29 protein-coding genes are annotated in these 23,800 nt (G+C 62.9%); 27 read left to right on the top strand and 2 right to left on the bottom strand.

Annotated features, from left to right (window positions below; genetic code table 11):
- Positions 1-14: 14 nt before the first annotated feature.
- The 4 genes from ACTJGZ_RS04815 (at position 15) to ACTJGZ_RS04800 (ending at position 4,721) form a co-directional block, all read left to right on the top strand.
- A complete protein-coding gene (locus ACTJGZ_RS04815; RefSeq protein WP_441661811.1) occupies positions 15-1,484 on the top strand; it encodes a glutamate synthase subunit beta in 1,470 nt (489 codons plus the stop codon).
- A 123-nt stretch (positions 1,485-1,607) separates the two neighbouring features.
- Positions 1,608-2,543, top strand: a complete 936-nt coding sequence (locus ACTJGZ_RS04810; protein ID WP_441661810.1) for a hypothetical protein — start codon at positions 1,608-1,610, stop codon at positions 2,541-2,543.
- Positions 2,544-2,781: 238 nt separating this feature from the next.
- Positions 2,782-3,420 carry an OmpW/AlkL family protein gene (locus ACTJGZ_RS04805; RefSeq protein WP_441661809.1) on the top strand — a complete coding sequence of 213 codons (639 nt, stop codon included), beginning with the start codon at positions 2,782-2,784 and terminating at the stop codon, positions 3,418-3,420.
- Between the two features lie 305 nt (positions 3,421-3,725).
- Positions 3,726-4,721 (top strand): linear amide C-N hydrolase, encoded by a 996-nt coding sequence (locus ACTJGZ_RS04800; RefSeq protein ID WP_441661808.1) that lies wholly within the window; start codon positions 3,726-3,728, stop codon positions 4,719-4,721.
- Between the two features lie 113 nt (positions 4,722-4,834).
- On the opposite strand, the gene ACTJGZ_RS04795 is transcribed toward ACTJGZ_RS04800, so the two are convergent.
- Together ACTJGZ_RS04795 and ACTJGZ_RS04790 are read right to left on the bottom strand one after the other, a co-directional pair.
- The gene (locus tag ACTJGZ_RS04795) at positions 4,835-5,224 is read right to left on the bottom strand and encodes an Hsp20/alpha crystallin family protein (RefSeq protein WP_441661807.1); all 390 of its coding nucleotides are present in this window, start codon (positions 5,222-5,224) and stop codon (positions 4,835-4,837) included.
- A 26-nt stretch (positions 5,225-5,250) separates the two neighbouring features.
- Complete coding sequence (locus tag ACTJGZ_RS04790) at positions 5,251-5,682, bottom strand: Hsp20/alpha crystallin family protein (protein ID WP_441661806.1); 432 nt, start codon at positions 5,680-5,682, stop codon at positions 5,251-5,253.
- A 279-nt stretch (positions 5,683-5,961) separates the two neighbouring features.
- Here ACTJGZ_RS04790 and ACTJGZ_RS04785 point away from each other — a divergent pair, with 279 nt between their 5' ends.
- The 23 genes from ACTJGZ_RS04785 to ACTJGZ_RS04675 all read left to right on the top strand — a co-directional run bounded on the left by ACTJGZ_RS04785 (position 5,962) and on the right by ACTJGZ_RS04675 (position 23,796).
- On the top strand, positions 5,962-6,876 hold the full coding sequence (locus tag ACTJGZ_RS04785; protein ID WP_441661805.1) for a DnaJ C-terminal domain-containing protein: 915 nt from the start codon (positions 5,962-5,964) through the stop codon (positions 6,874-6,876).
- A 327-nt stretch (positions 6,877-7,203) separates the two neighbouring features.
- Positions 7,204-8,043, top strand: a complete 840-nt coding sequence (locus tag ACTJGZ_RS04780) for an ABC transporter ATP-binding protein (protein ID WP_441661804.1) — start codon at positions 7,204-7,206, stop codon at positions 8,041-8,043.
- Positions 8,040-8,825, top strand: coding sequence for a lipid asymmetry maintenance ABC transporter permease subunit MlaE (mlaE, locus tag ACTJGZ_RS04775; protein ID WP_441661803.1), 786 nt, complete (start codon positions 8,040-8,042; stop codon positions 8,823-8,825). The genes ACTJGZ_RS04780 and mlaE overlap by 4 nt, the downstream gene beginning before the upstream one ends.
- A gap of 18 nt (positions 8,826-8,843) precedes the next feature.
- Complete coding sequence (gene mlaD, locus ACTJGZ_RS04770; protein ID WP_441661802.1) at positions 8,844-9,314, top strand: outer membrane lipid asymmetry maintenance protein MlaD; 471 nt, start codon at positions 8,844-8,846, stop codon at positions 9,312-9,314.
- On the top strand, positions 9,311-10,120 hold the full coding sequence (locus tag ACTJGZ_RS04765; RefSeq protein ID WP_441661801.1) for an MlaA family lipoprotein: 810 nt from the start codon (positions 9,311-9,313) through the stop codon (positions 10,118-10,120). Before mlaD ends, ACTJGZ_RS04765 begins: the two co-directional genes overlap by 4 nt.
- A 23-nt stretch (positions 10,121-10,143) precedes the next feature.
- Positions 10,144-10,830 (top strand): MlaC/ttg2D family ABC transporter substrate-binding protein, encoded by a 687-nt coding sequence (locus ACTJGZ_RS04760; RefSeq protein ID WP_441661800.1) that lies wholly within the window; start codon positions 10,144-10,146, stop codon positions 10,828-10,830.
- An 8-nt stretch (positions 10,831-10,838) separates the two neighbouring features.
- Positions 10,839-11,636, top strand: coding sequence for an ABC transporter ATP-binding protein (locus tag ACTJGZ_RS04755; protein ID WP_441661799.1), 798 nt, complete (start codon positions 10,839-10,841; stop codon positions 11,634-11,636).
- Positions 11,633-12,424, top strand: coding sequence for an ABC transporter permease (locus ACTJGZ_RS04750; RefSeq protein ID WP_441661798.1), 792 nt, complete (start codon positions 11,633-11,635; stop codon positions 12,422-12,424). Before ACTJGZ_RS04755 ends, ACTJGZ_RS04750 begins: the two co-directional genes overlap by 4 nt.
- 2 nt (positions 12,425-12,426) lie before the next feature.
- Entirely contained in the window at positions 12,427-12,678 is a 252-nt protein-coding gene (locus ACTJGZ_RS04745; RefSeq protein ID WP_441661797.1) for a BolA family protein, read from the top strand.
- A 1-nt stretch (position 12,679) separates the two neighbouring features.
- Positions 12,680-13,951 (top strand): UDP-N-acetylglucosamine 1-carboxyvinyltransferase, encoded by a 1,272-nt coding sequence (murA, locus tag ACTJGZ_RS04740; protein ID WP_441661796.1) that lies wholly within the window; start codon positions 12,680-12,682, stop codon positions 13,949-13,951.
- Complete coding sequence (hisG, locus tag ACTJGZ_RS04735) at positions 13,948-14,631, top strand: ATP phosphoribosyltransferase (protein WP_441661795.1); 684 nt, start codon at positions 13,948-13,950, stop codon at positions 14,629-14,631. Before murA ends, hisG begins: the two co-directional genes overlap by 4 nt.
- A gap of 296 nt (positions 14,632-14,927) precedes the next feature.
- A complete protein-coding gene (locus tag ACTJGZ_RS04730; protein ID WP_441661794.1) occupies positions 14,928-16,010 on the top strand; it encodes a fatty acid desaturase in 1,083 nt (360 codons plus the stop codon).
- A gap of 77 nt (positions 16,011-16,087) precedes the next feature.
- A complete protein-coding gene (hisD, locus tag ACTJGZ_RS04725) occupies positions 16,088-17,410 on the top strand; it encodes a histidinol dehydrogenase (protein WP_441661793.1) in 1,323 nt (440 codons plus the stop codon).
- 28 nt (positions 17,411-17,438) lie between these two features.
- Positions 17,439-18,026: an imidazoleglycerol-phosphate dehydratase HisB gene (gene hisB / locus ACTJGZ_RS04720; RefSeq protein WP_441661792.1), complete on the top strand. Its 588-nt coding sequence runs from the start codon at positions 17,439-17,441 to the stop codon at positions 18,024-18,026.
- A gap of 61 nt (positions 18,027-18,087) precedes the next feature.
- Positions 18,088-18,756, top strand: a complete 669-nt coding sequence (gene hisH / locus ACTJGZ_RS04715) for an imidazole glycerol phosphate synthase subunit HisH (RefSeq protein WP_441661791.1) — start codon at positions 18,088-18,090, stop codon at positions 18,754-18,756.
- Between the two features lie 57 nt (positions 18,757-18,813).
- Positions 18,814-19,554, top strand: coding sequence for a 1-(5-phosphoribosyl)-5-[(5-phosphoribosylamino)methylideneamino]imidazole-4-carboxamide isomerase (hisA, locus tag ACTJGZ_RS04710; protein ID WP_441661790.1), 741 nt, complete (start codon positions 18,814-18,816; stop codon positions 19,552-19,554).
- Positions 19,542-20,357 carry an imidazole glycerol phosphate synthase subunit HisF gene (hisF, locus tag ACTJGZ_RS04705; protein ID WP_441661789.1) on the top strand — a complete coding sequence of 272 codons (816 nt, stop codon included), beginning with the start codon at positions 19,542-19,544 and terminating at the stop codon, positions 20,355-20,357. Before hisA ends, hisF begins: the two co-directional genes overlap by 13 nt.
- The gene (gene hisI, locus ACTJGZ_RS04700; protein ID WP_441661788.1) at positions 20,354-20,764 is read left to right on the top strand and encodes a phosphoribosyl-AMP cyclohydrolase; all 411 of its coding nucleotides are present in this window, start codon (positions 20,354-20,356) and stop codon (positions 20,762-20,764) included. The genes hisF and hisI overlap by 4 nt, the downstream gene beginning before the upstream one ends.
- Positions 20,761-21,102, top strand: coding sequence for a phosphoribosyl-ATP diphosphatase (locus ACTJGZ_RS04695; RefSeq protein ID WP_441661787.1), 342 nt, complete (start codon positions 20,761-20,763; stop codon positions 21,100-21,102). Before hisI ends, ACTJGZ_RS04695 begins: the two co-directional genes overlap by 4 nt.
- Before the next feature lie 97 nt (positions 21,103-21,199).
- Entirely contained in the window at positions 21,200-21,436 is a 237-nt protein-coding gene (gene tatA / locus ACTJGZ_RS04690) for a Sec-independent protein translocase subunit TatA (RefSeq protein ID WP_127775393.1), read from the top strand.
- A 58-nt stretch (positions 21,437-21,494) separates the two neighbouring features.
- Entirely contained in the window at positions 21,495-22,238 is a 744-nt protein-coding gene (tatB, locus tag ACTJGZ_RS04685) for a Sec-independent protein translocase protein TatB (RefSeq protein WP_441661786.1), read from the top strand.
- Positions 22,235-22,996: a twin-arginine translocase subunit TatC gene (tatC, locus tag ACTJGZ_RS04680; RefSeq protein ID WP_441661785.1), complete on the top strand. Its 762-nt coding sequence runs from the start codon at positions 22,235-22,237 to the stop codon at positions 22,994-22,996. Before tatB ends, tatC begins: the two co-directional genes overlap by 4 nt.
- Before the next feature lie 422 nt (positions 22,997-23,418).
- On the top strand, positions 23,419-23,796 hold the full coding sequence (locus tag ACTJGZ_RS04675) for a helix-turn-helix domain-containing protein (protein ID WP_441661784.1): 378 nt from the start codon (positions 23,419-23,421) through the stop codon (positions 23,794-23,796).
- The last annotated feature ends 4 nt before the right edge of the window (positions 23,797-23,800 follow it).

Here is a 23,800-nt window from a genome sequence, read left to right as displayed (position 1 = left end):
ACAAAGGAATCATCATGGGAAAAACCACCGGTTTTCTTGAATACCCCCGCCTCCAGGAAACGATGCAGCCGGCCTCCAAGCGCATCCGCCACTGGAAGGAATTCGTCCTGTTCCTCAATGAGGAACAATCCCGCCAGCAGGCGGCGCGCTGCATGGACTGCGGCGTGCCCTTCTGTAACAACGGCTGTCCGGTCAACAACATCATCCCCGACTGGAATGACCTGGTTTACAACGGCAAATGGCGCCAGGCGCTCAGCGTGCTGCATTCGACCAACAACTTCCCGGAAGTGACAGGCCGCATCTGCCCCGCGCCCTGCGAAGCCGCCTGTACGCTGAATATCAATAACGACGCCGTCGGCATCAAGTCCATCGAACATGCCATCATCGACCGCGGCTGGGAAGAAGGCTGGATCGCGCCGCAAATACCGCAACGCCGCACCGGCAAACACATCGCCATCGTTGGCTCCGGCCCGGCCGGACTGGCGTGCGCGCAACAACTGGCGCGTGCCGGCCATGCCGTCACGGTGTTCGAGAAAAGCGACCGCATCGGCGGGCTGATGCGCTATGGCATTCCCGATTTCAAACTGGAAAAGCACCTGATCGACCGCCGCATCGCGCAAATGGAAGCCGAGGGCGTGTCCTTCCGCCCCTCCACTTACATCGGCTCGCCCGATGCCGCAGCGGCGCAAGGCCTGACGATACGCACACCGGCCTCGCTGCGCGAAGAGTACGATGCCGTGATCCTGGCGGGCGGCGCTGAAAACCCGCGCGACCTGCCCATCCCCGGACGCGAGCTCGATGGCGTCATGTTCGCCATGGACTTCCTGCGCCAGCAGAATAAGGCCGTGGCAGGCGACCGCCAGTTGGATCAAGTCCTGGCGGGCAACAAACATGTCATCGTCATCGGCGGCGGCGACACCGGCTCGGATTGCGTCGGCACCAGCATCCGCCAGGGCGCGGCCAGCGTGACCCAGATTGAATTGCTGCCCCAGCCGCCCGAGCATGAGAACAAGGCCATGACCTGGCCCTACTGGCCCGCCAAGCTGCGCACCTCCACCTCGCACCTGGAAGGCTGCGAGCGCGATTGGGCCATTCTCAGCCAGTCCTTCGAGGGCGACGAAGACGGCCATGTGCGCAAGCTGATCGCCGTCCGCACCGAATGGACGCCCGACCCCATCACCGGCCAGTTGCGCATGCGCGAAATTCCCGATTCCCGTATGGAACTGCCGGCTGACCTGGTGCTGCTGGCCATGGGCTTTATCTCGCCAGTCGCCGCCGTGCTCCAGGCCTTTGGCGTCGATAGCGATAACCGCGGCAACACGCGCGCCAATACCGAGGACTACCACACCAGTGTGGAAGGCGTGTTCGCAGCCGGGGATATCCGCCGCGGCCAGTCCCTGATCGTCTGGGCCATCCGCGAAGGCCGCCAATGCGCCCGTTCCGTGGATACCTGGCTGATGGGCCACACCCAGCTGCCGCGCTGAGCCGCGCCCCCGCTGCCGCCTGACGGGCGGCAGCGGCCGTTTGCGGGCAAGGCGCCCGGCCCCGGAGGGCAGTAATATGCCAGGTCATTCGCCCCCTGCGCGCCGCTCCTGACTGCCCTCTCCATGACCGCCACGATCTGTTCCCGTCTTTTCGCCTGCCTGCTGCACCTGGGGCTGTTATCCCTGAGCGCCGCGCCGCGCCCGGCTCAGGCTGAATTCAGCCAGCCTGCCGAAGCCTTCCAGGGCATGCCGGCCAGCGCGGCCATGGCAAACCTGCCCTTGGCCATCGAAACATTCACGCTCCTGCTCTCCCGCCCCGACAGCCTGTTCGATGCGCGCGAAGCAAAAGCGTGCGCGCTCTCCGCCGAAGCGGCCCGGCTTGCCGTCCTGGGGCCAGACACCATGGCAGTGCTGGCAGAGGAAACGCGCAGGAACGGCATGAGCACGGAAACGTTGTCAGGCCAGCTGGCGATTCTCAGCGGCGCCTGCCCCGCGGCCCAGACACTGAGCGGCATGACGGAATATATCTGGCGCAGCGACAGCCGCATGAGCCTGTCCGGCCTGGTCACCCGCCTGCAATCACGCCAGCGGGGCGTGGCCCAATATGATGCGCAAGGCAATCCCGGCCGCACCCTGAGCATCATCGAAGCCTCGCACAGCGAAATGTTCCAGCAGCAGCCTTCCGGCGAACTGGTCTCCACGGCATTGCCCGGCCAGCCACCAGGCCAGAACGCCTACAGCATCACCTATGGCAGAGGCTATATGGGGCAGGCCGATGACATACAAGTCACCTTCACCTTGATCGACACGCCACCAGCCCAAGGCGCTGGCATGCCGCCGCTGCGCAGCAGTGTCGCCATCACCCGCTATACCCCGGACGGTGAAGTGCTGGAAATCTACATGAATAACCAGCTGCGCACGCGCGCGCACCTGAACCGGGCGCGCCAGCAGCATGGCTGGCTGGAATTTTTCGGCCAGGGCAACGCGGGGGCCAGGCCGATCCGCCAATGCTATCAATCCGGCGAGCCCGCCCCCGAGAGCGCCTGCGCCCGCCCCTGAACAGCGCTCCTAAACGGCACCGGGCGCCCTTGGTGCCGGGCCGGCGGGGCGGCATGTGCCGCGCCGCCGCATCGGGAATGAGGTATGTAAGCAACACTCTGCCCCCTTTCTCCGCCTGTTCGTCGAACTTCCCCGACAAAACCCGAATTTCTTGCGGCACATCAAACTCGGCCCCGGATGGAAAAGGCATGCTGGCAGTGTGGTTTATATCGCAACGACCAAATTCTGGAGAACTCAGATGAGCATCCGCACCCTCAAGCCCCTGGCCGCCCTGTTGCTGGGCGCAGGCCTGCTGGCCTCGCCCCTGGCCCACGCCTATGAAGAAGGCGATTGGCTGTTGAAAGTTGGCGTCAGCCATGTCCATCCCAAATCGAACAACGGCGATATCCTGGACGGCGCCGCCAAGCTGAGCGTCGGCAACAGCACCCGCCCCAGTCTCTCGCTGACCTATATGGCCACCCGCAACATCGGTATCGAATTGCTGGGCGCTATCCCGTTCAGCCACGATATCAATGCTGACGGCGCCGTGAACGGCTATATCGGCAAGACCAAGCATCTGCCGCCCACGCTGAGCCTGCAATGGCACTTCCTGCCGGATTCCACCGTGCAGCCCTATGTCGGCGTCGGCCTGAACTACACCACCTTCTTTGACACCAAGGCGCGCGGCGATATCGCCGGCAACAAGCTGCGCCTGAGCGACTCCTGGGGCGTGGCCGCCCAGGTGGGCGTGGACGTCGCGCTCGATAAGAACTGGTTCATCAACGCCGATGTGCGCTATATCGACATCAGCTCGAACGTGAAGCTCAACGGCGACAAAATCGGCAAGGCCAAGATCGACCCCTGGGTCGGCACCCTGGCCATCGGTTACCGCTTCTAAGCATTACCGGATGCGCGCCGCCAAACCCCTGGCGGCAGCACCCTCACACAGGCGCCTGCCCCGCAATAGGGCAGGCGCCTGTGTTTTTTCCTTTGTCATTCCTTCACGCCCGGGCCGCGCCACTGCCCCAGGCCTGCCACTACACTAAAGCTGTCCATGCAGCGCAGCCTTGCTGGCCCGCGTGACGCATGACAACGCGATTGACCCTTATTTCTGGTACAACACCGCAGCATGGCCAGGCCGTTTGCAAACGCTTGCCCGCGCTTCATTCCCAACCCCAGTCACTCTTTCGAGCCAACCCACCCATGTGCACACGAATCGTCTATCACGGTAATCAGGGCCAGGTCTTCACTGCCCGCTCCATGGACTGGAAGTCCGACATGCATACCAATCTGTGGATACTGCCTCGCGGCATCGCCCGCAGCGGCAATTGCGGGCCGGACAGCCTGAGCTGGACCGCCAAGTACGGCAGCATCGTGGCAACCGGATACGACATTTCCACAACGGACGGCGTCAACGAGGCCGGTCTTTCGGTCAACCTGCTGTGGCTGGCAGAATCGCAATACCCCAGCGCCGACCCCACCCATCCGCTGCTGACGATTGCTGCGTGGGCGCAATATGTGCTGGATCTCTTCCCCAATGTGGCCGATGCCGTTGCCGCGCTGGCCCAACAGCCTTTCTCGCTGGTCACCTCCAATATTCCGGGTGAAGCGCGCCTGACTACGCTGCATATGTCTTTATCCGACAGCAGCGGCGACAGCGCCATCGTCGAATACATCGACGGCAAACAAGTGATCCACCACAACAGTGACTACCAGGTCATGACCAATTCGCCGACTTACGACGAACAGTTGGCCCTCAACAAATATTGGGAAACCATAGGCGGCACCGTCATGCTGCCGGGCACCAACCGCGCCGCCGACCGCTTCGCGCGCGCCCAGTTCTACATTAATGCCGTCGAAAAACAGGACGACCCGGATATGGCGCTGGCCAGCGTGCTGAGCGTGATCCGCAATGCCTCCGTGCCCTTCGGCCTGAGCACCCCGGACCAGCCCAATATTTCCTCGACCCGCTGGCGCACGGTCGTGGATCACAAGCGGCTGCGTTATTACTTCGAATCCACCACCACCCCGAATGTCTTCTGGGTGGATGTCAGCAAACTGGACTTCTCGCCCTCGGGCGCCGGCGTGCGCAAGCTGGAACTGGGCATGAACCAGCGCAATATTTTCCATGGCGAAGTCAACGACGACTTCGTGGCCGCCCCCGCCTTCACGTTCCTGGGCATTCCCGCCAAACATTGAACCGGCGGCCTGGCCCGACGGCTTATTGAGCAGCAGGGCCAGGCCGAATAGCAGAAAGCCAGGGAACGGGAGTTCCCTGGCTTTCTGCTATTTACCCGGCCAGCCGGAACAGATCAGGCCACCTGGATTTCCACCTTGCGCGCTTGCGCGTGTTCCACCTTGGGAATGCGCAGCTTCAGCACACCGGCCTCAAACGAGGCCTGAACCTTATCGGCATCCAGTTCACGCGAAAGCGTGAAGGCGCGGCGGTAGTGCTGCGCATTGACTTCGACATGGCTGGCAACCGCGCCTTCGGCCAGCGCCAGCGCAATACTGCCCGCTATCGTCAAGGTATCGCCGTCAACCTGCAGGTTCAGGCCTTCCTTGGCCACACCGGGCAAATCGGCATACAGGGTAATACCGCCAGCATCTTCCACCACATCAACAGGCGGCACCAGGTAGTGTTTGTCATTGCGGCCGGACGGCTCGGCCACGGCGGGTTGATTCACATTGGCTGCACTCATGGCAATCTCCTTATTCTCTATCCGGTTCACTGAATGGCGATGCGGCGGGGCTGCGCCGCTTCCTTGCGCGGAATATGCAGACTCAGCACCCCTTCGCGGTAGCTGGCCTGCACGCCTTGCGTATCCACATCATCGGGCAGGCTGACCACACGGCGAAAACGCCCGGAAAACCGCTCATCCACATGCAAGGTGGCCTGTTCCGGCACCTCACGGGCAGCCCGCTCGCCGGAAATCGTCAAAACGCCTTTTTCGATCTGCACATCCAGGTTCTTGGCCTCCACACCGGGGACGAACACATGGATATCCACTGCTTTCGGGCTGGTGGCGATATTCAAGCCCGGATAGCCCTTGGCGCCGCCACGGATATTGGGCGACCCATCGAACGTCTGCTGCATGGCGCGCTGCAGACGATCCAGCTCCGCAAACACATCGCGGGGAAACAATGCACGGTAAGACATGATCCATCTCCTGTCAGATCTGCGGGCCATGGCCGCTGCGGCCTGGATGACTCCGCTTGCCAGCGTCCGGCGGATCGGCTGGCGAACTGCAATCATGCCGGGCCGGCGAGGCGAGCCGGCCCGGCTCCGATCAGCAAGCTGTGATGCCGGACCTGCCGCATCACAGCGCCTCATGACCGTTATATAGGGTGGACATTTCGTACTTTCAAGGGCTTGATATCAAAGACTTTGCCCCCATAGAAGGGATAACATCATGCATCCTTTCCATGAGGGAAATATATGGAATACAGGGACTACTACGCCACGCTCGGCGTATCCCGGGACGCAAGCGCAGAAGACATCAAGAAAGCCTTTCGCAAACTGGCGCGCAAGTACCACCCGGACGTTTCCAAAGAAACGGACGCGGCGCAGCGCATGAGCGAGGTCAATGAAGCCTATACGGTGCTCTCCGATCCCGAAAAACGCAGTGCCTATGACCAGCTTGGCCATAGCCAGGGCGACGGCGCATTCCGTCCGCCCCCCGGCTGGGGCCAGGGCAGCCATTTCAATTTCAATCAGCAGGGCGATTTCGAATCCGCCGGGTTCTCCGACTTTTTCTCGGAACTGTTCGGCCGCATGGGCGGCGGCGCGGGCGCATCATCGGGCTTTCGCCAGGCCCGGCGTTCCGGCCGGGGCGAGAACATACGCGCGCGTGTCGTGCTGGGCATAGAAGACTCCTTCACTGGCGCCACCCGCCAGTTGTCTCTGCGCACCAGTCAGGGCGAACGCACTTTCGACGTCAAAATCCCGAAAGGGGTTCAGGCCGGACAGGTCATCCGTCTGGCCGGCCAAGGCGAACCCGGCCCCGCCGGCGCGGGCGACCTGCTGCTGGAAGTCTCGTTCCAGCCGCACCCGCGTTACCGCGTGGACGGCAAGGACATTGCCATGACGCTGCCTGTCGCACCCTGGGAAGCGGCGCTGGGGGCTGTGGTACCGGTACGGCTGCCGGACCGCACCATCAAGGTCCGCATTCCCGCCGGAGCCCAAAGCGGCCGCCAGTTGTCGGTCAAGGCGCACGGCATTCCGGGCCAGCCTCCCGGCGATCTGACCCTGGATATCCAGGTTGTCCTGCCGCCTGCGGATACGCCGGCCGCCAAGGCGCTGTATGAACAAATGGCCACGGAGCTGGCATTCGACCCGCGCAGCGCCAGTTGACCGGCCAGCCGGCCCCCGCCACACAGCTGGCGCTGGCAGCCCGCCTGCCGCCGGCCCGGATTTTCCGCGCCGGCGGCGGTGTTTGTGCCGGCCGGCCCGGCCTGGCCTGCCCCGCGGCCATCCCGTCTGCCCCCTGCGGCCAGCATTTGTTTCAAGCCGTCACAAGCATGGCGCCCATCCTGCCTGGCGAGGCTGAAAACTGCGCCCTGCCTGGCCCGCCGGGCCAGGCGACAAATGCAACAAGCATGCAATCCCTTCCTCGGCCGTCCCCGCCGCGCAAGCAACAGCCGGGATACAATGCCCCTTTTGCCCTTCTTCCCAATTCCCATGCCGCACGCCGACGCCTTGCCCAAGACTGCCGCGCCTGTTCTGCATTTCAATGATGCAGCGCTGGGCTATGGCGATTTCACCGTGCTGCGCGGCATTTCCATGCAAGTGCAGCCCGGGCAGGTCGTCGCCATCATGGGCGGTTCGGGTTCGGGCAAAACAACACTATTGCGCGCCGCCACTGGCCAGTTGACGGCCCAGCGCGGCACCGTCACCGTCTTCGGCCGCGATATGGGCGCCGTCACTGACCGCGAGCGTGAAACCTTGCGCCAGCGCATGGGCGTCCTGTTCCAGCAAGGCGCGCTGTTCACTGACTTGAATGTCTTTGAAAACGTGGCTTTTCCCCTGCGGGAACATACCCGCCTCGGGGAAGCTGAAATTACCGAAAAAGTGCTGGACAAGCTGGATGCCGTTGGCTTGCGCACAGCGGCGCACCTGCGTGTCAACGCCATTTCCGGCGGCATGGCCAGGCGCGTGGCGCTGGCCCGCGCCATTGTCCTTGAACCCGAACTGATCCTCTACGACGAACCGTTCGCCGGTCTGGATCCGATTTCCCTGGGTGTCACCGCGCGCCTGATCCGCGACCTGGCCGACCGCCTGCGCTGCGCGTCGGTGCTGATTACCCATGACGTTCAGGAATCCTTCGCCATTGCCGACCAGGTGTACCTCGTCGGCCAGGGGGAACTCAAGGCGTCGGGCACGCCCGAGACGCTCGCCGCTTCGGATGACCCGTATGTGTGCCAGTTCCTAACCGGCGCGCCGGACGGCCCGGTGGCCTTCCAGTACCCCAGCACGCCCGCCTTCGAGGCATGGCTGGCGCAGCAAGGAAAACGCGCATGAACCCTTATCACACCATCGCCGGGCTGGGCGCCTGGGTACGCGCGAAAATTACCGGGCTGGGCTTGTTCTCCCGATTTTTCGGCCAAGTGCTGGGGCAAAGCGGCATTGCCGTGCAACGCCCGCGCCTGGTCAGCCAGCAAGTTCACTTCATCGGCAATCATTCCCTGCTGATTATTGCCGTGTCCGGCCTGTTCGTCGGTTTTGTGCTGGGCTTGCAGGGTTTCTACACCCTCAGCATCTATGGCGCTGAAGACGCGCTGGGCCTGCTGGTCGCGCTGTCGCTGACGCGCGAGCTCGGCCCGGTCGTCACTGCCTTGCTGTACGCCGGGCGCGCCGGCACGGCCTTGACCGCCGAAATCGGCTTGATGAAAGCGGGCGAGCAACTGGCGGCCATGGAAGTCATGGCCGTCAACCCGATCCGCCGCGTGCTGGTGCCCCGTTTCTGGGGCGGCTTCATTTCCATGCCGATACTGGCCACGATTTTCTCTGCTGTCGGCATCCTCGGCGGCTGGCTGGTCGGTGTCCCCATGATAGGGGTGGACAATGGCACCTACTGGTCGCAAATGCAAAGCGGCGTCGATATCTGGCAGGATATCGGCAATGGTTTTGTCAAAAGTGTGGTGTTCGGCATCGCCACCACGCTGATCGCGCTGTACCAGGGCTGGCAAGCAAAAGCCACGCCCGAAGGCGTCGCCCAGGCCACGACACGCACCGTCGTGGTCAGCTCCCTGGTTGTGCTGGGTCTGGATTTCCTGCTGACCGCACTCATGTTTGGCAATTGATACGATACGGATTCCGTCATGTCGCAAGAAAAAAATGATTTCTGGGTCGGCCTGTTTGTGCTGCTGGGCATTCTGGCCCTGGCTTTCCTCGCCCTGCGCGCCGGCAACCTGAGCACCTTCTCGTTCAAGCCCACCTATGAAATCTCGGCCAATTTCGACAACATTGGCGGCTTGAAGCCGCGCGCGCCCATCAAAAGCGCCGGTGTCGTCGTGGGCCGTGTCAACAATATTCACCTGAACCCGAAAACCTACGAAGCCGTGGTAACCATGGATATGCAGGAAGGGTTCCACTTCCCGCTGGACTCCTCGGCCAAGATCCTGACTTCGGGCCTGCTGGGCGAGCAATACATCGGCCTGGAAGCCGGCGGCGACACGGAAGACATCCCCAACGGCGGTGAAATCATGTTCACCCAGAGCGCCGTCGTGCTGGAAACCCTGATCAGCAAATTCCTTTACAACACTGCGGACAAGCAAGGCAGCGAAAAATGAACCAGCCTCAACGCCATGGCCGCCACTGGCTGCGTCCGACCCTGCTTGCCTCCAGCCTGGCACTGGCCGGCTGCGCAACGGTCTCCCATCCTGACCCGCGCGACCCCTTCGAAAGCTTCAACCGGGGCGTTTATCAGTTCAATGACGCCGTCGATACCGTCGTCCTGGAACCGCTGGCCACCCTCTACACCACCGTCACGCCCGGCCCGGTGCGCAGCTGTATTGGCAATATTTTCAATAACATCAGCGATGTCTGGTCCGCGCTCAACAGCCTGGCCCAGGGCCGCGGCCACGATTTCATCAACACGCTGGGCCGCGTGATGTTCAACACCACCGTCGGCGTGGGCGGCTGTTTCGACGTCGCGACAGCCAACGGCGCCTACCGCATCCGCAACGACTTCGGCACCACGCTGGGCGTCTGGGGCCTGGGCCATGGCCCGTACATCGTGCTGCCCATCTTCGGCCCGAGCTCGCTGCGTGACGGCACCGGCATGGCGGCGCGCGGCCTGGCAAAGATGGACATCGCCACGGCCGTCGATAACGTCCGCCTGCGCAATATTGCGTGGGGCCTGGAAGGCCTGGATACGCGCGCTTCGCTGCTGGATGCCACGCGCACCGTGCAAGCCACGGCGCTGGACCCCTATTCCTTCGTGCGTGACGCCTACTTCCAGAACCGCAATGCGCTGCTGCGCCAAAAACTGCGCCCCTTCGGCGCCAGCGACGACGATGATCTGCCGGATTACGAAGACGATCTGCCGGATTATGACGACCCGGGCGAGGAAGCCCTGGTCGATACCACCCCCTGACCCTGCTTCAATAGGTAACCGCCATGACCCTGACTGCCATCCGCCATACGGCCTCCGCCGCGATGCTGGGACGACGCGCTGCAGCCCTGATTCAGCGCCTCGCGCTGTCCTGCACCCTGTTGCTGGGCGCTGCCGCCACGGCTTCCGCGGACATCAACCGCCAGGCCGAACCCAACGAATTTGTCGAACAGGTCGCCCTCCAGGCGCTGGACGTCCTCAAGCAGGATCAGGATGCCCTGCGCGGCAATATCGGCGCCGTCAACCGCATTGTTGACCTGTATGTGCTGCCTTACGTCGATTTCCAGCGCACCACGCGCCTGGCGGCCGGCAAGTACTGGCGTGACGCCACGCCCGAACAGCGCAATGCGCTGGCCGATGCGTTCCGCGGCACGCTGACGCGCACCTATAGCGGCGCGCTGAGCCAGGTGGACAACAGCACCCATGTCACCATGATGCCGTTCCGCGGCGATGCGGCCAAAAACGATGTCGTCGTGCGTTCGCGCATCACGCCCCATCGCGGCGCCGAACCGGTGCAGGTCGATTACCGCCTGAACCGCACGCCGGAAGGCTGGATCATCTATGACCTGAACGTCGAAGGGATCTGGCTGATCGAGAACTACCGCAACCAATTCGCCCAGGAAATCGCCAAGGGCGGCATGGACGGCCTGATCCAGGCCCTGCAGCAACGCAACACTACGCCGGAGTCCTGATCCTATCCATGTCCGCCGTTCTTATCGACCACGTTTCCAAGGTTTATCCCCCGCGCGAACGCACTTGGCGTGATTGGTTCAGCAAACGCGAAGCCCGTCCCGGCTTTCCTGCGCTGAACGACATCAGCCTGCGCATAGAGCATGGGGAATTCTTCGGCCTGCTGGGCCCGAACGGCGCAGGCAAAACCACGCTGATCTCCATCCTGGCGGGCCTGAGCTACGCCAGCAGCGGCAAGGCTTCGATCTGCGGCTACGATGTCCGGGACCAGTATCAGCAGGCGCGCCGGGCGCTGGGCGTGGTCCCGCAGGAATTGGTGTACGACCCGTTTTTCACGGTCCGCCAGACCTTGCGCATCCAGTCCGGCTACTTCGGCCTGCGCAACAACGACGACTGGATTGATGAAATCCTGTTCAATCTGGGCCTGACCGACAAGGCCGACAGCAATATGCGCGCCCTGTCCGGCGGCATGAAGCGCCGCGTGCTGGTAGCGCAGGCGCTGGTGCACCGGCCGCCGGTCATCATCCTGGATGAACCGACAGCGGGCGTGGATGTCGATCTGCGCCGCACCCTGTGGGAATTCATTTCGCGGCTGAACCGCGAAGGCCATACCATCCTGCTCACCACCCACTATCTGGAAGAAGCGCAGGAACTGTGCGGCCGCATCGCCATGATGCGGCGCGGCCGGCTGATGGCCCTGGACACCACGGAAGCTCTGCTGGCCAGTGCCGGCGGCACTGACCTGGAAGACGCCTTCGTACGCATCATGCAGCTTGAAGAGCCCCTGGCTCCCCGCATCGCCATATGACCACCCAGAAAATCGTTATTCCGCAGCCTGCCGGCTCCGGGTTCCCGACCTTGCTGCGCAAGGAAGTCATGCGCTTCGTCAAGGTCGGATTCCAGACCATTGCCGCGCCGGTGCTGACGGCCTTGCTGTATCTGGTCGTGTTCGCCCAGGTTCTGCAGAACCGCGTGCAGGTGTATGACGCCGTGCCCTACACCACCTTCCTGGTGCCGGGCCTCATGATGATGAGCATGTTGCAGAACTCGTTCGCCAACCCCTCATCATCCCTGATCCAGAGCCGCATTACCGGCAATCTGGTCTTCATTCTGCTGCCGCCGATTTCACACCGGGAAATTTTCTGGGCCTATCTGCTGGCCGCTGTCGCCCGCGGCCTGCTGGTGGGTCTGTGCGTCGGGCTGGTTGCCACGGCCTTTGCCGGCCTCAGCATCCAGCAGCCCTTCTGGGTACTGGCTTTTGCCGTGCTGGCCTGCGGCATCATGGGCGCGCTGGGCATCATTGCCGGGCTATGGTCGGAAAAATTCGACCAGCTGGCGGCCTTTCAAAACTTCCTGATCCTGCCCGCGACCTTTCTCTCCGGCGTGTTCTACTCCATTCACTCCCTCCCCGCGTTCTGGCAGCAGGTGTCGCACTGGAACCCGGTGTTCTACGCGATTGACGGCTTCCGCTACGGCTTTTTCTCCCGCGCGGATGCCTCACCCTGGCATAGCCTGGCCGTCGTCGGCGGCGTTTTCATCGTTTTGGCGCTCTATGCGCAGTGGCTGCTGGCTCGCGGCTACAAATTGAGGTCATGATTATGTCCCTGCCTACTCCGGAACAAGTCCGGCAATACATTGCCGAAGGACTGTCCTGTACGCATCTCGAAGTCAGCGGCGATGGATCGCACTTCGAGGCCATCATCGTCAGCGATGCTTTCGCAGGCAAACGCCTGGTCGCCCGCCACCAGCTGGTCTATGCCGCGCTGGGCACCCGCATGCACGCCGAAATCCACGCGCTGTCGATGAGCACACTTACCCCCCAGGAATACGCATCCCGCCAGGCGAACTGACATGGACAAACTCCAAATCACCGGCGGCGCCAGGCTGCAGGGCGAAATCACCATTTCCGGCGCCAAAAACGCCGCCCTGCCCATCCTGTGCGCCAGCCTGCTGACCGCCGACACGCTCACGCTGCACAATGTGCCCGCGCTCAACGACATCAGCACCACCCTGAAATTGCTCAATCAGCTGGGCGTGCGCACCACGCATGACCCGGCGGCCAGCACGGTCACGCTGAATGCTGGCGCCATTACCAGCCTGGAAGCGCCCTATGAGCTGGTCAAAACCATGCGCGCCTCCATTCTGGTGCTGGGCCCGCTGCTGACGCGCTTTGGCGAAGCGCGCGTCAGCCTGCCCGGCGGCTGCGCCATCGGCCAGCGGCCGGTCGATCAGCATATCAAGGGGCTGGCCGCGCTGGGCGCCGACATCAGCATCGAAAAAGGCTTTGTCGTGGCACGCGCCTCGCGCCTGCAAGGCACGACGGTACGCACCGACATGGTGACCGTGACCGGTACGGAAAATCTGCTGATGGCAGCCGTGCTGGCCGAGGGCCGCACCATTCTGGAAAACGCCGCGCGCGAACCGGAAATCGTCGATCTGGCCGAACTGCTCATCAAAATGGGCGCCCGCATCAGCGGCCATGGCACCGACCGCATCGTCATTGACGGCGTGGACAAGCTGCATGGCGCGACCCACAGCATTTCGCCGGACCGCATCGAAGCCGGCAGCTTCCTGTGCGCTGTTGCCGCTACCGGCGGCGATGTGCTGCTGCGCGGCACGGCCGCCGACGCCATGGGCGCGACGCTCGACAAACTGGCGGAAGCCGGCCTGGCGCTGGAAACCGGCGCCGACTGGATCCGCGCGCGCATGAACCAGCGCCCCAACGCCGTCGGCGTGCGCACCCTGGAATATCCGGGCTTCGCCACTGACATGCAGGCGCAGATCATGGCGCTCAACACGGTAGCCAACGGCACCGCGGTCATCGTCGAGACCATTTTCGAAAATCGCTACATGCACGTGCAGGAACTGTGCCGCCTGGGCGCCAATATCGACATCGACGGCCATACCGCCGTGGTGCATGGCGTCGAACGGCTGTCCGGCGCCAATGTCATGGCCACTGACCTGCGCGCTTCGGCGGGCCTGGTCATTGCCGGCCTGGCCGCGGAAGGCGAAACGCTCATTGACCGCATCTACCATCTGGACCGCGGCTACGAGAAAATGGAACGAAAACTGAGTATGCTGGGCGCCAATATCAAACGCATCAGCAGCAAGGAAGCAGCATGACCCAGGCCGCCAACCCGTCCAGCGATACCCTGACACTGGCTTTGTCCAAAGGGCGCATCTTCGAAGAAACGCTGCCTTTGCTGGCGGCGGCCGGCGTGGAAGTGACGGAAGACCCCGAAAAATCGCGCAAGCTCATTCTGCCCACCAGCGATCCCGCCTTGCGTCTGCTGATCGTGCGGGCGTCTGATGTGCCTACCTATGTCCAGTACGGCGCGGCCGATTTCGGTATCGCCGGCAAGGATGTGCTGTATGAGCACAACGCCCACGACGAAGGCGGCGGCCTGTACCAGCCCATCGACCTGAACATCGCCCGCTGCAAGCTTTGCGTAGCGGTCCGCCAGGACTTTGACTATGCCGCCGCGATTCACCCGGGCGCCCGCCTGCGCGTGGCGACCAAGTATGTCCAGGCCGCCCGTGAGCACTTTGCCGCCAAGGGCATGCACGTGGACATCATCAAACTCTACGGCTCTATGGAACTGGCCCCGCTGGTCGGCCTGGCCGATGCCATCGTTGACCTGGTCTCCACCGGCGGCACGTTGCGCGCCAACAACCTGGTGGCGGTCGAAGATGTCATGCCGATTTCCTCGCGCCTGATCGTCAACCGCGCGTCGCTCAAGACCCGTGGCGCCCGCCTGCAACCGCTGCTGGACGCCTTCGCCCAGGCCAGCCTGCCGGCCTGAACGCCAGCCCGCGTGCCGCCTGCCCCGCGGGGCGGTGGGAACGTGGAATTCCGTACCAGCTTTCAGCTTTTCGACAGGAAATAAGCGGACAGCGTACAATGGGGCCCGTTGCCGGCCACCCCACGGTTTGACATGTAACGGTCATTTACGACTGTTATCTTATCCTGTCACATGGCCTGTAAGTCATGTGCCACACGGCCGGCATCCGTCCAGGAGACAGGCGCGCCCAGTATTGGCGCGGCGCCATCGCGCATTCCAGGTCTTCTGCCTGTTTCTTTTTTTTCTGCAAGCAGCCTGTGACCGCAACAAACACGACGCCCCTGGCACCCGACGAGCCGCTCCCGCATCGCAAGATTATTCGCAGCTGGACCACGCCATTCGCCAAGCGCTCTACCGCCTTTGCACTGTTTCTGACTCTTTTCGAATTCATCATCTATGGCCTGGCGATCGCCGCCACGGTCTGGTTCGAAAACCCCATCCTGAAAATCGTGATGGGCATGGTGACCGGCTTCATCATCGGCCGCCTCTTCATCCTGGGGCACGATGCCTGCCACCAATCCTTCACGGATCACCGCCGCCTGAACCGCTGGCTGGGCCGCCTGCTGTTCCTGCCGTCCCTGACCCCTTACAGCCTGTGGGATGTCGGCCACAACGTCGTGCACCATGGCTATTCCAACCTCAAGGGTTTCGACTTCGTCTGGTGCCCCAAGACCGTCGAGGAATACCAGTCTATGAGCCGTGGCCAGCGCATTCTTGAGCGCCTGTACCGCAGCGGCTGGTGCCCCTGGCTCTACTATCTGGTGGAAACCTGGTGGCGCCGCATGTACTTCCCCAGCAGGAAGGAAATGCCGACCCGCCGCCGCGTCTTCATTCTGGACGGCATTCTGGTCACTGTCGCGGCCTGCCTCTGGGTCGGCGCGCTAGTCTGGGCGGCCCTGGCCACCCAGCAATCTGTCTGGCTGACCCTGTTTGCCGGTTTTGTCGTCCCGTTCATTTTCTGGAACGGCATGATAGGCATGGTGATCTACATCCAGCATACCCATCCGGAAATCGAGTGGTACGAAAACAAGGAAGAATGGGCGGCCTCGCAGCCCTTTGTTTCCACCACCGTGCACCTCACCTTCAAGTATTTCGGCCGCCGCCTGCTGCACAACATCATGGTCCACACGGCCCACCACGTGGACATGAGCATTCCGCTGTACCGGCTGCCCGAAGCGCAAAAGCGCCTGGAAGAAATGCTGCCCGGCCGCATCGTGATCCAGTACTTCTCTTGGCGCTGGTACTTCAAGTGCGCCCGTCATTGCAAGCTGTACGACTACGCCAACAAACGCTGGCTGGACTTCAAAGGCATGCCCCAGCCTGTCTTTGACGCAAAATAAACGTACAACTTGCCCTCAAGCGCCGCAGCGCCTGCCGCTGCGGCTTATACTCTAGCGGTTGATGTTCGCTTACCGCTGTGTCCGATACCGTGATCAATCGCCTAGACTACCGCTCTCCGAATTTCCGGGGCAGCCTGCGCACGCTGCTTGCTTTTGAAGCTTCCCAGGATGCCGCCATCGAAAATACGACCCGGGACATTCTGGAAGATGTGCGCCTGCGCGGTGATGCCGCGCTGCTGGAATACACCCGCCGTTTCGACCGGGTCAGCGCCGACAGCATCGCTGCGCTGGAAATCCCCCGTGCCGACCTGCTGGCCGCACGCGACGGCCTGCCGGCCGATCAGCGCGGCGCGCTGGAAGCAGCGGCGGAACGCATCCGCGTCTATCACGAACGGCAACGCGGCGAAAGCTGGTCCTATACCGAAGCCGACGGCACCCGCCTGGGCCAGAAAATCACCCCGCTGGATCGCGTCGGCCTTTATGTGCCCGGCGGCAAAGCTGCCTATCCGTCCTCGGTTCTGATGAACGCCATCCCGGCCAAGGTTGCCGGTGTGCCTGATCTCGTCATTGTCACCCCCACGCCTGATGGCCTGCGCAACCCGCTGGTGCTGGCGGCCGCAGCCATTGCCGACGTGGATCGCGTCTGGGCCATAGGCGGCGCGCAAGCCGTGGCCGCGCTGGCCTACGGCACCGATTCCATCACGCCGGTGGACAAAATCACCGGTCCGGGCAATGCCTACGTCGCTGCCGCCAAACGGCGCGTCTTCGGCACGGTCGGCATTGACATGATTGCCGGCCCCAGTGAAATCCTGATCATCTGTGACGGCACCACGCCCGCGGACTGGATCGCCATGGATCTGTTTTCACAGGCCGAGCACGACGAACTGGCGCAAGCCATCCTGCTGTGCCCCGACGCCGCTTACCTCGACGAAGTCGCGGCCGCCATCGAGCGCCTGCTGCCGTCCATGCCGCGCGCCGACATCATCCGCAAAAGCCTGTCGGGCCGCGGCGCGCTGATCTTGGTGCAGGATCTGGAACAGGCCTGTGAGATCGCCAACGATATCGCGGCCGAACACTTGGAAATTTCCACCGAGAACCCCGAATTCTGGGCAGACCGCATCCGCCACGCAGGCGCCATGTTCCTGGGACGCTACAGTTCCGAGTCGCTGGGCGACTACTGCGCCGGCCCCAACCATGTGCTGCCGACGTCGCGCACCGCCCGTTTTTCCTCGCCGCTGGGTGTCTATGACTTCCAGAAGCGTTCCAGCGTTATCCAGGTTTCCCATGCCGGCGCCCAGACTCTGGGGCCGCTGGCTGCCAGCCTGGCTGACGGCGAAGGCCTGCCCGCCCATGCCGGCAGCGCCCGCTATCGCCTGGAGCCTGGCTCCAGTTCTTCCTGATTTCCTGCTTTTGTCCAGCACGAGTGCCATGCGTACCGCCGAAATTACCCGCAACACCAATGAAACCCGTATCCGTGTGGCCGTCAATCTCGACGGCACCGGCAAGGGCAAACTCGATACCGGTGTTCCCTTCTTCGACCACATGCTGGACCAGATCGTCCGCCACGGCCTGATCGACCTCGATATCAAGGCTGACGGCGACCTGCATATCGACGACCACCATACGGTGGAAGATGTCGGTATCACCCTGGGCCAGGCCTTCGCGCAAGCCATTGGCGACAAGAAAGGCATACGCCGCTACGGCCATGCCTATGTGCCTCTGGATGAATCCCTGTCGCGTGTGGTGGTCGATTTCTCCGGCCGCCCCGGTTTGTTCTATCACGTCCCCTATGTGCGCGCCCGCATCGGCAATTTCGATGTCGATCTGGCCCGCGAATTTTTCCAGGGGCTGGTCAACCACGCCGGCATCACCCTGCACATCGACAACCTGCGGGGCGAAAACGCCCACCACCAATGCGAAACCGTCTTCAAGGCCTGTGGGCGCGCGCTGCGCATGGCCCTGGAAGCCGATGACCGCAGTGCAGGCGTCATTCCCTCGACCAAGGGTGTCCTGTAAGCAACAGCGCCGCCGCTGAGGCGGCGCTGGACATATCCACCTTCAACCGGCTACCTGACTCGTGAATACGATCGCCATCGTTGATTACGGCATGGGCAACTTTCATTCCGTTGCCCGCGCCCTGCGCCATGCCGCCCCGGATGCGGATATCCGTATCTGCAACCAGGCCGCTGCCATCGACGCAGCCGACCGTATCGTTTTCCCGGGCCAGGGCGCCATGCCCGATTGCATGCGCACGCTGGAACAATCCGGACTGCTTGATGCCGTCTTGCGCGCCGCACGCAACAAACCCTTGCTGGGTGTGTGCGTTGGCGAGCAAATGCTGTTTGAACACAGCGAAGAAGGCAATACGCCTGGCCTGGGCTTGCTGCCCGGCCAGGTCAAACGCTTCCAGGGCCCTGGCTTTGCCGCGCCGCTGGATGGCAGGGAAGACCGCGAGCCACAAGCCCGCGACGCCCTGAAAGTCCCGCACATGGGCTGGAACCCGGTGCGCCAGGATCTGTCTCACCCGCTCTGGGACGGCATAGCCGACCAGACGGCGTTCTATTTTGTCCACAGCTACTACGCCGTCCCTGCCGACCCTGCGTTCATCGCAGGCAGCAGTGAATATGGCCTGCGCTTCACTTGTGCCGTCGCGTGCGAGAATTTGTTTGCAGTACAGTTCCATCCAGAAAAAAGCGCGGCACCGGGCTTGCGTCTTTACCGCAATTTTGTAGACTGGAAACCTTGATCCAAGACGGGCGCGTGGCACGTGCCCTTCCCACTTCCCTACATTACTTCTGACATCATGCTGCTGATCCCCGCCATCGACCTCAAAGACGGGCAATGCGTCCGCTTGCGCCAAGGCGACCTCGATGACGCCACCGTCTTTTCCACGGACCCTGCCGCCCAGGCACAGCATTGGCTGGATTTGGGCGCCCGCCGCCTGCATCTGGTCGATCTGAACGGCGCCGTTGCCGGCAAGCCGCGCAATGAAGCATCCATCCGCGCCATCGTAAAAGCCGTTGGCGACGATATCCCGGTTCAGATCGGCGGTGGTATCCGTGACCTGGATACCATTGAGCGCTATCTGGACTTCGGCATTCGCTACGTCATCATCGGCACGGCCGCCGTCAAAAACCCCGGCTTCCTCCAGGATGCCTGCAGCGCCTTTCCCGGCAGCGTGATCGTCGGCCTGGACGCCAAGGACGGCAAGGTCGCCACGGACGGCTGGAGCAAGCTGACCGGCCAGAACGTCGTCGATCTTGCCCGCAAGTTCGAAGATTACGGCTGCGAATCCATTATTTATACCGACATTGGTCGCGATGGCATGCTCTCTGGCGTGAACATCGAAGCCACAGTCCGTCTCGCCAACAGCGTGCGGATTCCCGTCATTGCCTCCGGCGGCGTGACCGACCTGAGCGATATCGAAGCGCTGTGCGCGGTCGAACAGGAAGGCGTGTCCGGCGTCATCCTGGGCCGCAGCATCTATGAAGGCACCCTGGACTTCGCCGCCGCCCAGGATCTCGCCGACGAATGGCAGCCATGAGCGCGAACACGGCAAGCGGCCTGACGCGGCGCATCATTCCCTGCCTGGATGTCACGGCAGGCCGTGTGGTCAAGGGCGTCAATTTCGTCAATCTGGTCGATGCCGGCGATCCCGTCGAAATCGCCCGGCGCTACGACGCCCAGGGTGCCGACGAACTGACCTTCCTCGACATCACTGCCACCAGTGACGGCCGCGATCTGATCCTGCCCATCATCGAGCAGGTGGCCTCGCAGGTCTTTATTCCGCTGACGGTCGGCGGCGGCGTGCGCGTGGTTGCTGATATTCAGCGCCTGCTCAACGCTGGCGCCGACAAGGTGTCCATCAACAGCGCCGCCATCAGCAACCCGGATCTGGTGCGTGACGCCTCCAATTACCATGGCTCACAGTGCATCGTCGTGGCGATTGATGCCCGGCGCGCACCTGATGCCGCTGACGGCACGCCGCGCTGGGAAGTCTATAGCCACGGCGGCCGCAAGGCCACCGGCCTGGATGTCGTGGAATGGGCCCGCCGCATGGCCAGCTATGGCGCGGGCGAAATCCTGCTGACCAGCATGGATCGTGATGGCACCCGCTCCGGTTTCGACCTGGCGCTGACACGCGCTGTATCGGACGCCGTCCCTGTCCCCGTTATCGCGTCTGGCGGCGTGGGCGGCCTGCAGGATCTGGCCGATGGCCTGACCGAAGGCGGCGCCAGCGCCGTCCTCGCGGCCAGCATCTTCCACTATGGCCAGCACACCGTGGGTGAAGCCAAAGCCTATCTGGCCGAACGCGGCATCCCCGTCCGCCTGGAGACACGCGCATGAGCCAGCCGCAACCCGCCTGGCTGGCCCAGGTCGCCTTCGACGAAAATGGCCTGATTCCCGCCATTGCCCAGGATGTGGCCACCGGCCGCATCCTGATGTTCGCCTGGATGAATGAAACCTCGCTGCGCGAAACTGTCGCCACCGGCGTCGCCGTGTACTGGTCGCGTTCGCGCGGCAAGCTCTGGCGCAAGGGCGAATCCTCCGGGCACACCCAGCATGTGCAGGAAATTCGCCTGGATTGCGACAACGACGTCATTCTGCTGCAAGTCGAGCAGCATGGCGGCATTGCCTGCCACACTGGCCGGGAAAGCTGCTTTTACCAGCGCCTGGAAGGCCAGGATGACGAGGCGCGCTGGGTCACGACCGACCCTGTGCTGAAAAACCCCGACGACATTTATCACGCATGAACACTGCATCCGACATCCTGCGCCGCCTGGCTGATACCCTGGAAAGCCGGCTGCCCGCCAATGGCGGCGACCCGGCTGGTTCGTACACGGCCAAGCTGTTCCACAAAGGCCCGGATGCCTTCCTGAAGAAAATCGGCGAAGAAGCCACGGAAGTCGTCATGGCCGCCAAGGACAGCGACGCCGACAAACTGGTCAATGAAACGGCCGACCTTTGGTATCACAGCCTGGTGGCGCTAACATATTATGGCAAGCGTCCGGAAGATGTGCTTGCGGAACTGGCCCGCCGCGAAGGCCTCTCCGGCCTGGAAGAAAAGGCGCGCCGGCCGGCTGAGTCATAATGCTGTCATCCAGTTGGGTAGAATGGTTGCCTTCGAACTCGTAATACTTGGGCTGCGCCCGGCGCGCCCATTCATCTGACCCGCACGGAGAATCCACATGGGTAGCTTCAGTATCTGGCATTGGTTGATCGTCCTGTTGATCGTCGCCTTGGTGTTCGGCACCAAGAAACTGCGCAATATGGGCCAGGATCTCGGCGGCGCCGTCAAAGGCTTCAAAGAGGGCATGAAGGAAGCCTCCTCCGACAGCGATGAGAAAATCGACGCCCCCACACCGCGCGTCAGCCAGGGCGACACCATAGACGTCCAGGCACGCGAAAAAACCGGCGACAAGTGACGCAGACTGCGTCACTGATGCCCGGCAACACCTGAAACCCCCTCTCGCCTGACGTTCAATGTTCGATATCAGCTTCACAGAATTGCTGGTCATCGGCGCCGTGGCGCTGGTTGTGATCGGCCCGGAACGGCTGCCCAAGGTGGCGCGAACCGTCGGCCATCTGCTTGGCCGTGCCCAGCGCTATGTCAGCGATGTCAAATCGGACATCCAGCGCGAGATGGAGCTCGATGAGCTGAAAAAATTCAAAGCGCAGATGGACGAAGCCGCCAGCAGCCTGAAAACCTCGCTGCGCGAGGCGGAAAGCAGCATACGGCAGCCTCTGGACCAGTTCCACGACGAGATGTCCAAACTGGCCAGCAGCGCGACCAGCCTGTCCTCCCCGGAAGAATCGGCACCTGCCGATGCCGCCGGGCCCGGCCCGGCGCTGCCAGACAGCCAGGCCGCCACCAGCGCGCCCGGCAATCAGGCGGCAACCCCGGCGGCAGAAAGCCGCCCTGCGGCGCCTGATACCGCCGCAACAGGCGCTGGCCCTGCGCCCGCCCCTGGCTCTCTCGCGGACGCGGTTCCTGCGCCCGCCCACGACCATACCCTGACACCCGCTGCGGCGGAAACGCCGCCGGCGGCAACCGCGACTAGCCCCGTACAGGAAACCCCCGCACAGGCAGACCCCGTACCGGCAAGCGCCACGCCAACAGCGCACGCTGCAACGCCCGCCTCTGCCGATGTGCCAGCGGATCCTGGCTCGCCCGTTCCTGAAGCCGCCAAGGCGGCCCCCTCCTCTCCCTCCGGTACCAAGTCGTGACGGAAGAACACCTGCAGCAAGACAGCTTCATCTCCCACCTGATCGAATTGCGTTCGCGCCTGATGAAGGCGGGGGGTGCCGTGCTGGTCTGCTTCCTGGTCCTGTTCATGTGGCCAGGGGCCTCCGCCATCTATGACTTCCTGGCACAGCCAATGCTCGATGCCCTGCCGCAAGGCACGCGCATGATCGCCACTGGCGTCATCACGCCCTTCATGGTGCCCGTCAAAGTCACCATGCTGCTGGCCCTGGTCATTGCGCTGCCGATCGTGCTTTACCAGGCCTGGGCCTTTGTGGCCCCGGGGCTATACCGCCATGAGAAACGCCTGGCGCTGCCGCTGATCATTTCCAGCACCCTGCTGTTCCTGGCGGGTATGGCGTTCTGCTATTTCGTCGTCTTCAAAACAGTTTTCCAGTTCATCGCCTCATTCGCGCCGCAATCCATCACGCCCGCCCCTGATATCGAAGCCTATGTCGGTTTTGTCATGACCATGTTCCTGGCATTCGGCATTACCTTCGAAGTCCCGGTGGCCGTCGTCCTGCTGCTGCGCACCGGCCTGACCACCCTCGACAAGCTCAGGCAGGCGCGGGGCTACGTCATTGTCGGCGCTTTCATCATCGCTGCCGTGGTCACGCCTCCCGATGTCGTCAGCCAATTCATGCTGGCGGTACCGCTGTGCCTGCTCTACGAAGTAGGCCTGTTGCTGGGCCGCTTCGTTATCAAAACCAAACCCCAGGACAGCAGCGAACTGATGCCCTGATCCGGCGCCGCGCCTGGCGCCGCAGGGCCGCATCGCCCCATAATAGCCATCGCCCGCCAGACACGGCGGGCCGCCGTCTTGCACGGCACAGACGCCCCTTGCCCGATCCCAACGGGCCAGGGGCGTTCTCATTGAAGGCGGAATGCCTGCTGCGGCTGTGACTGTGACTGCGGCTGCGGCATGGAGTCTTAGACGCGCCACGCGCCACCTATCCACAAGCTATCCACAGACAATTCACACCCTATCCCCAGGCTTATCCCAATATTTCACACAGGCTTGCGCACAGCCTTATCCACAAGCCTGCCTCTCCGTCATCGCTTCCTCGAAAAAGAGGCCAGCAAAGGGATAAATTTGGCACACCGCATTGTCTAGGCCATGCTAATGTAAATGGATCTTATTTTTATGCTTACCGATCCGCCCGCATGAGCTTTCCACAACGCCTGGCCAGCATGATGCGCTGGCGCGGCATACGCAGCCAAAGCCAGTTGGCCCGCCTATGCGGCGTTTCGCAATCATCCATACATCGCATGCTGTATCTCGACGGCTATGCGCCGCAATTGGCCACGCTGAAAAAGATTGCCAGCGCGCTGGATACCAGCGTTCCGTGGCTGCTCGATGGCGACCCCGCGCCCGGCAGCGCCGCAACGCCCGCTGCCCGCGCAGGCGCAGATGACACTGCCCTGCGCATCCTGGCCCTGCTGCGGCCACTGCCCCGCGCCCGGCAACATGCCATCTGGCAGCGCCTGCACCAAATGGCCGCAGATGCCTGCCGGGAAACCCACGAACCGGACGCGCCCTGAAGCC

The sequence above is a fragment of the Kerstersia sp. genome, assembly GCF_052103615.1.
Lineage (GTDB): Bacteria > Pseudomonadota > Gammaproteobacteria > Burkholderiales > Burkholderiaceae_B > Kerstersia.
The sequence above is the reverse complement of the archived record's forward strand: the minus strand, read 5'-3'. Positions and strand labels throughout refer to the sequence as shown.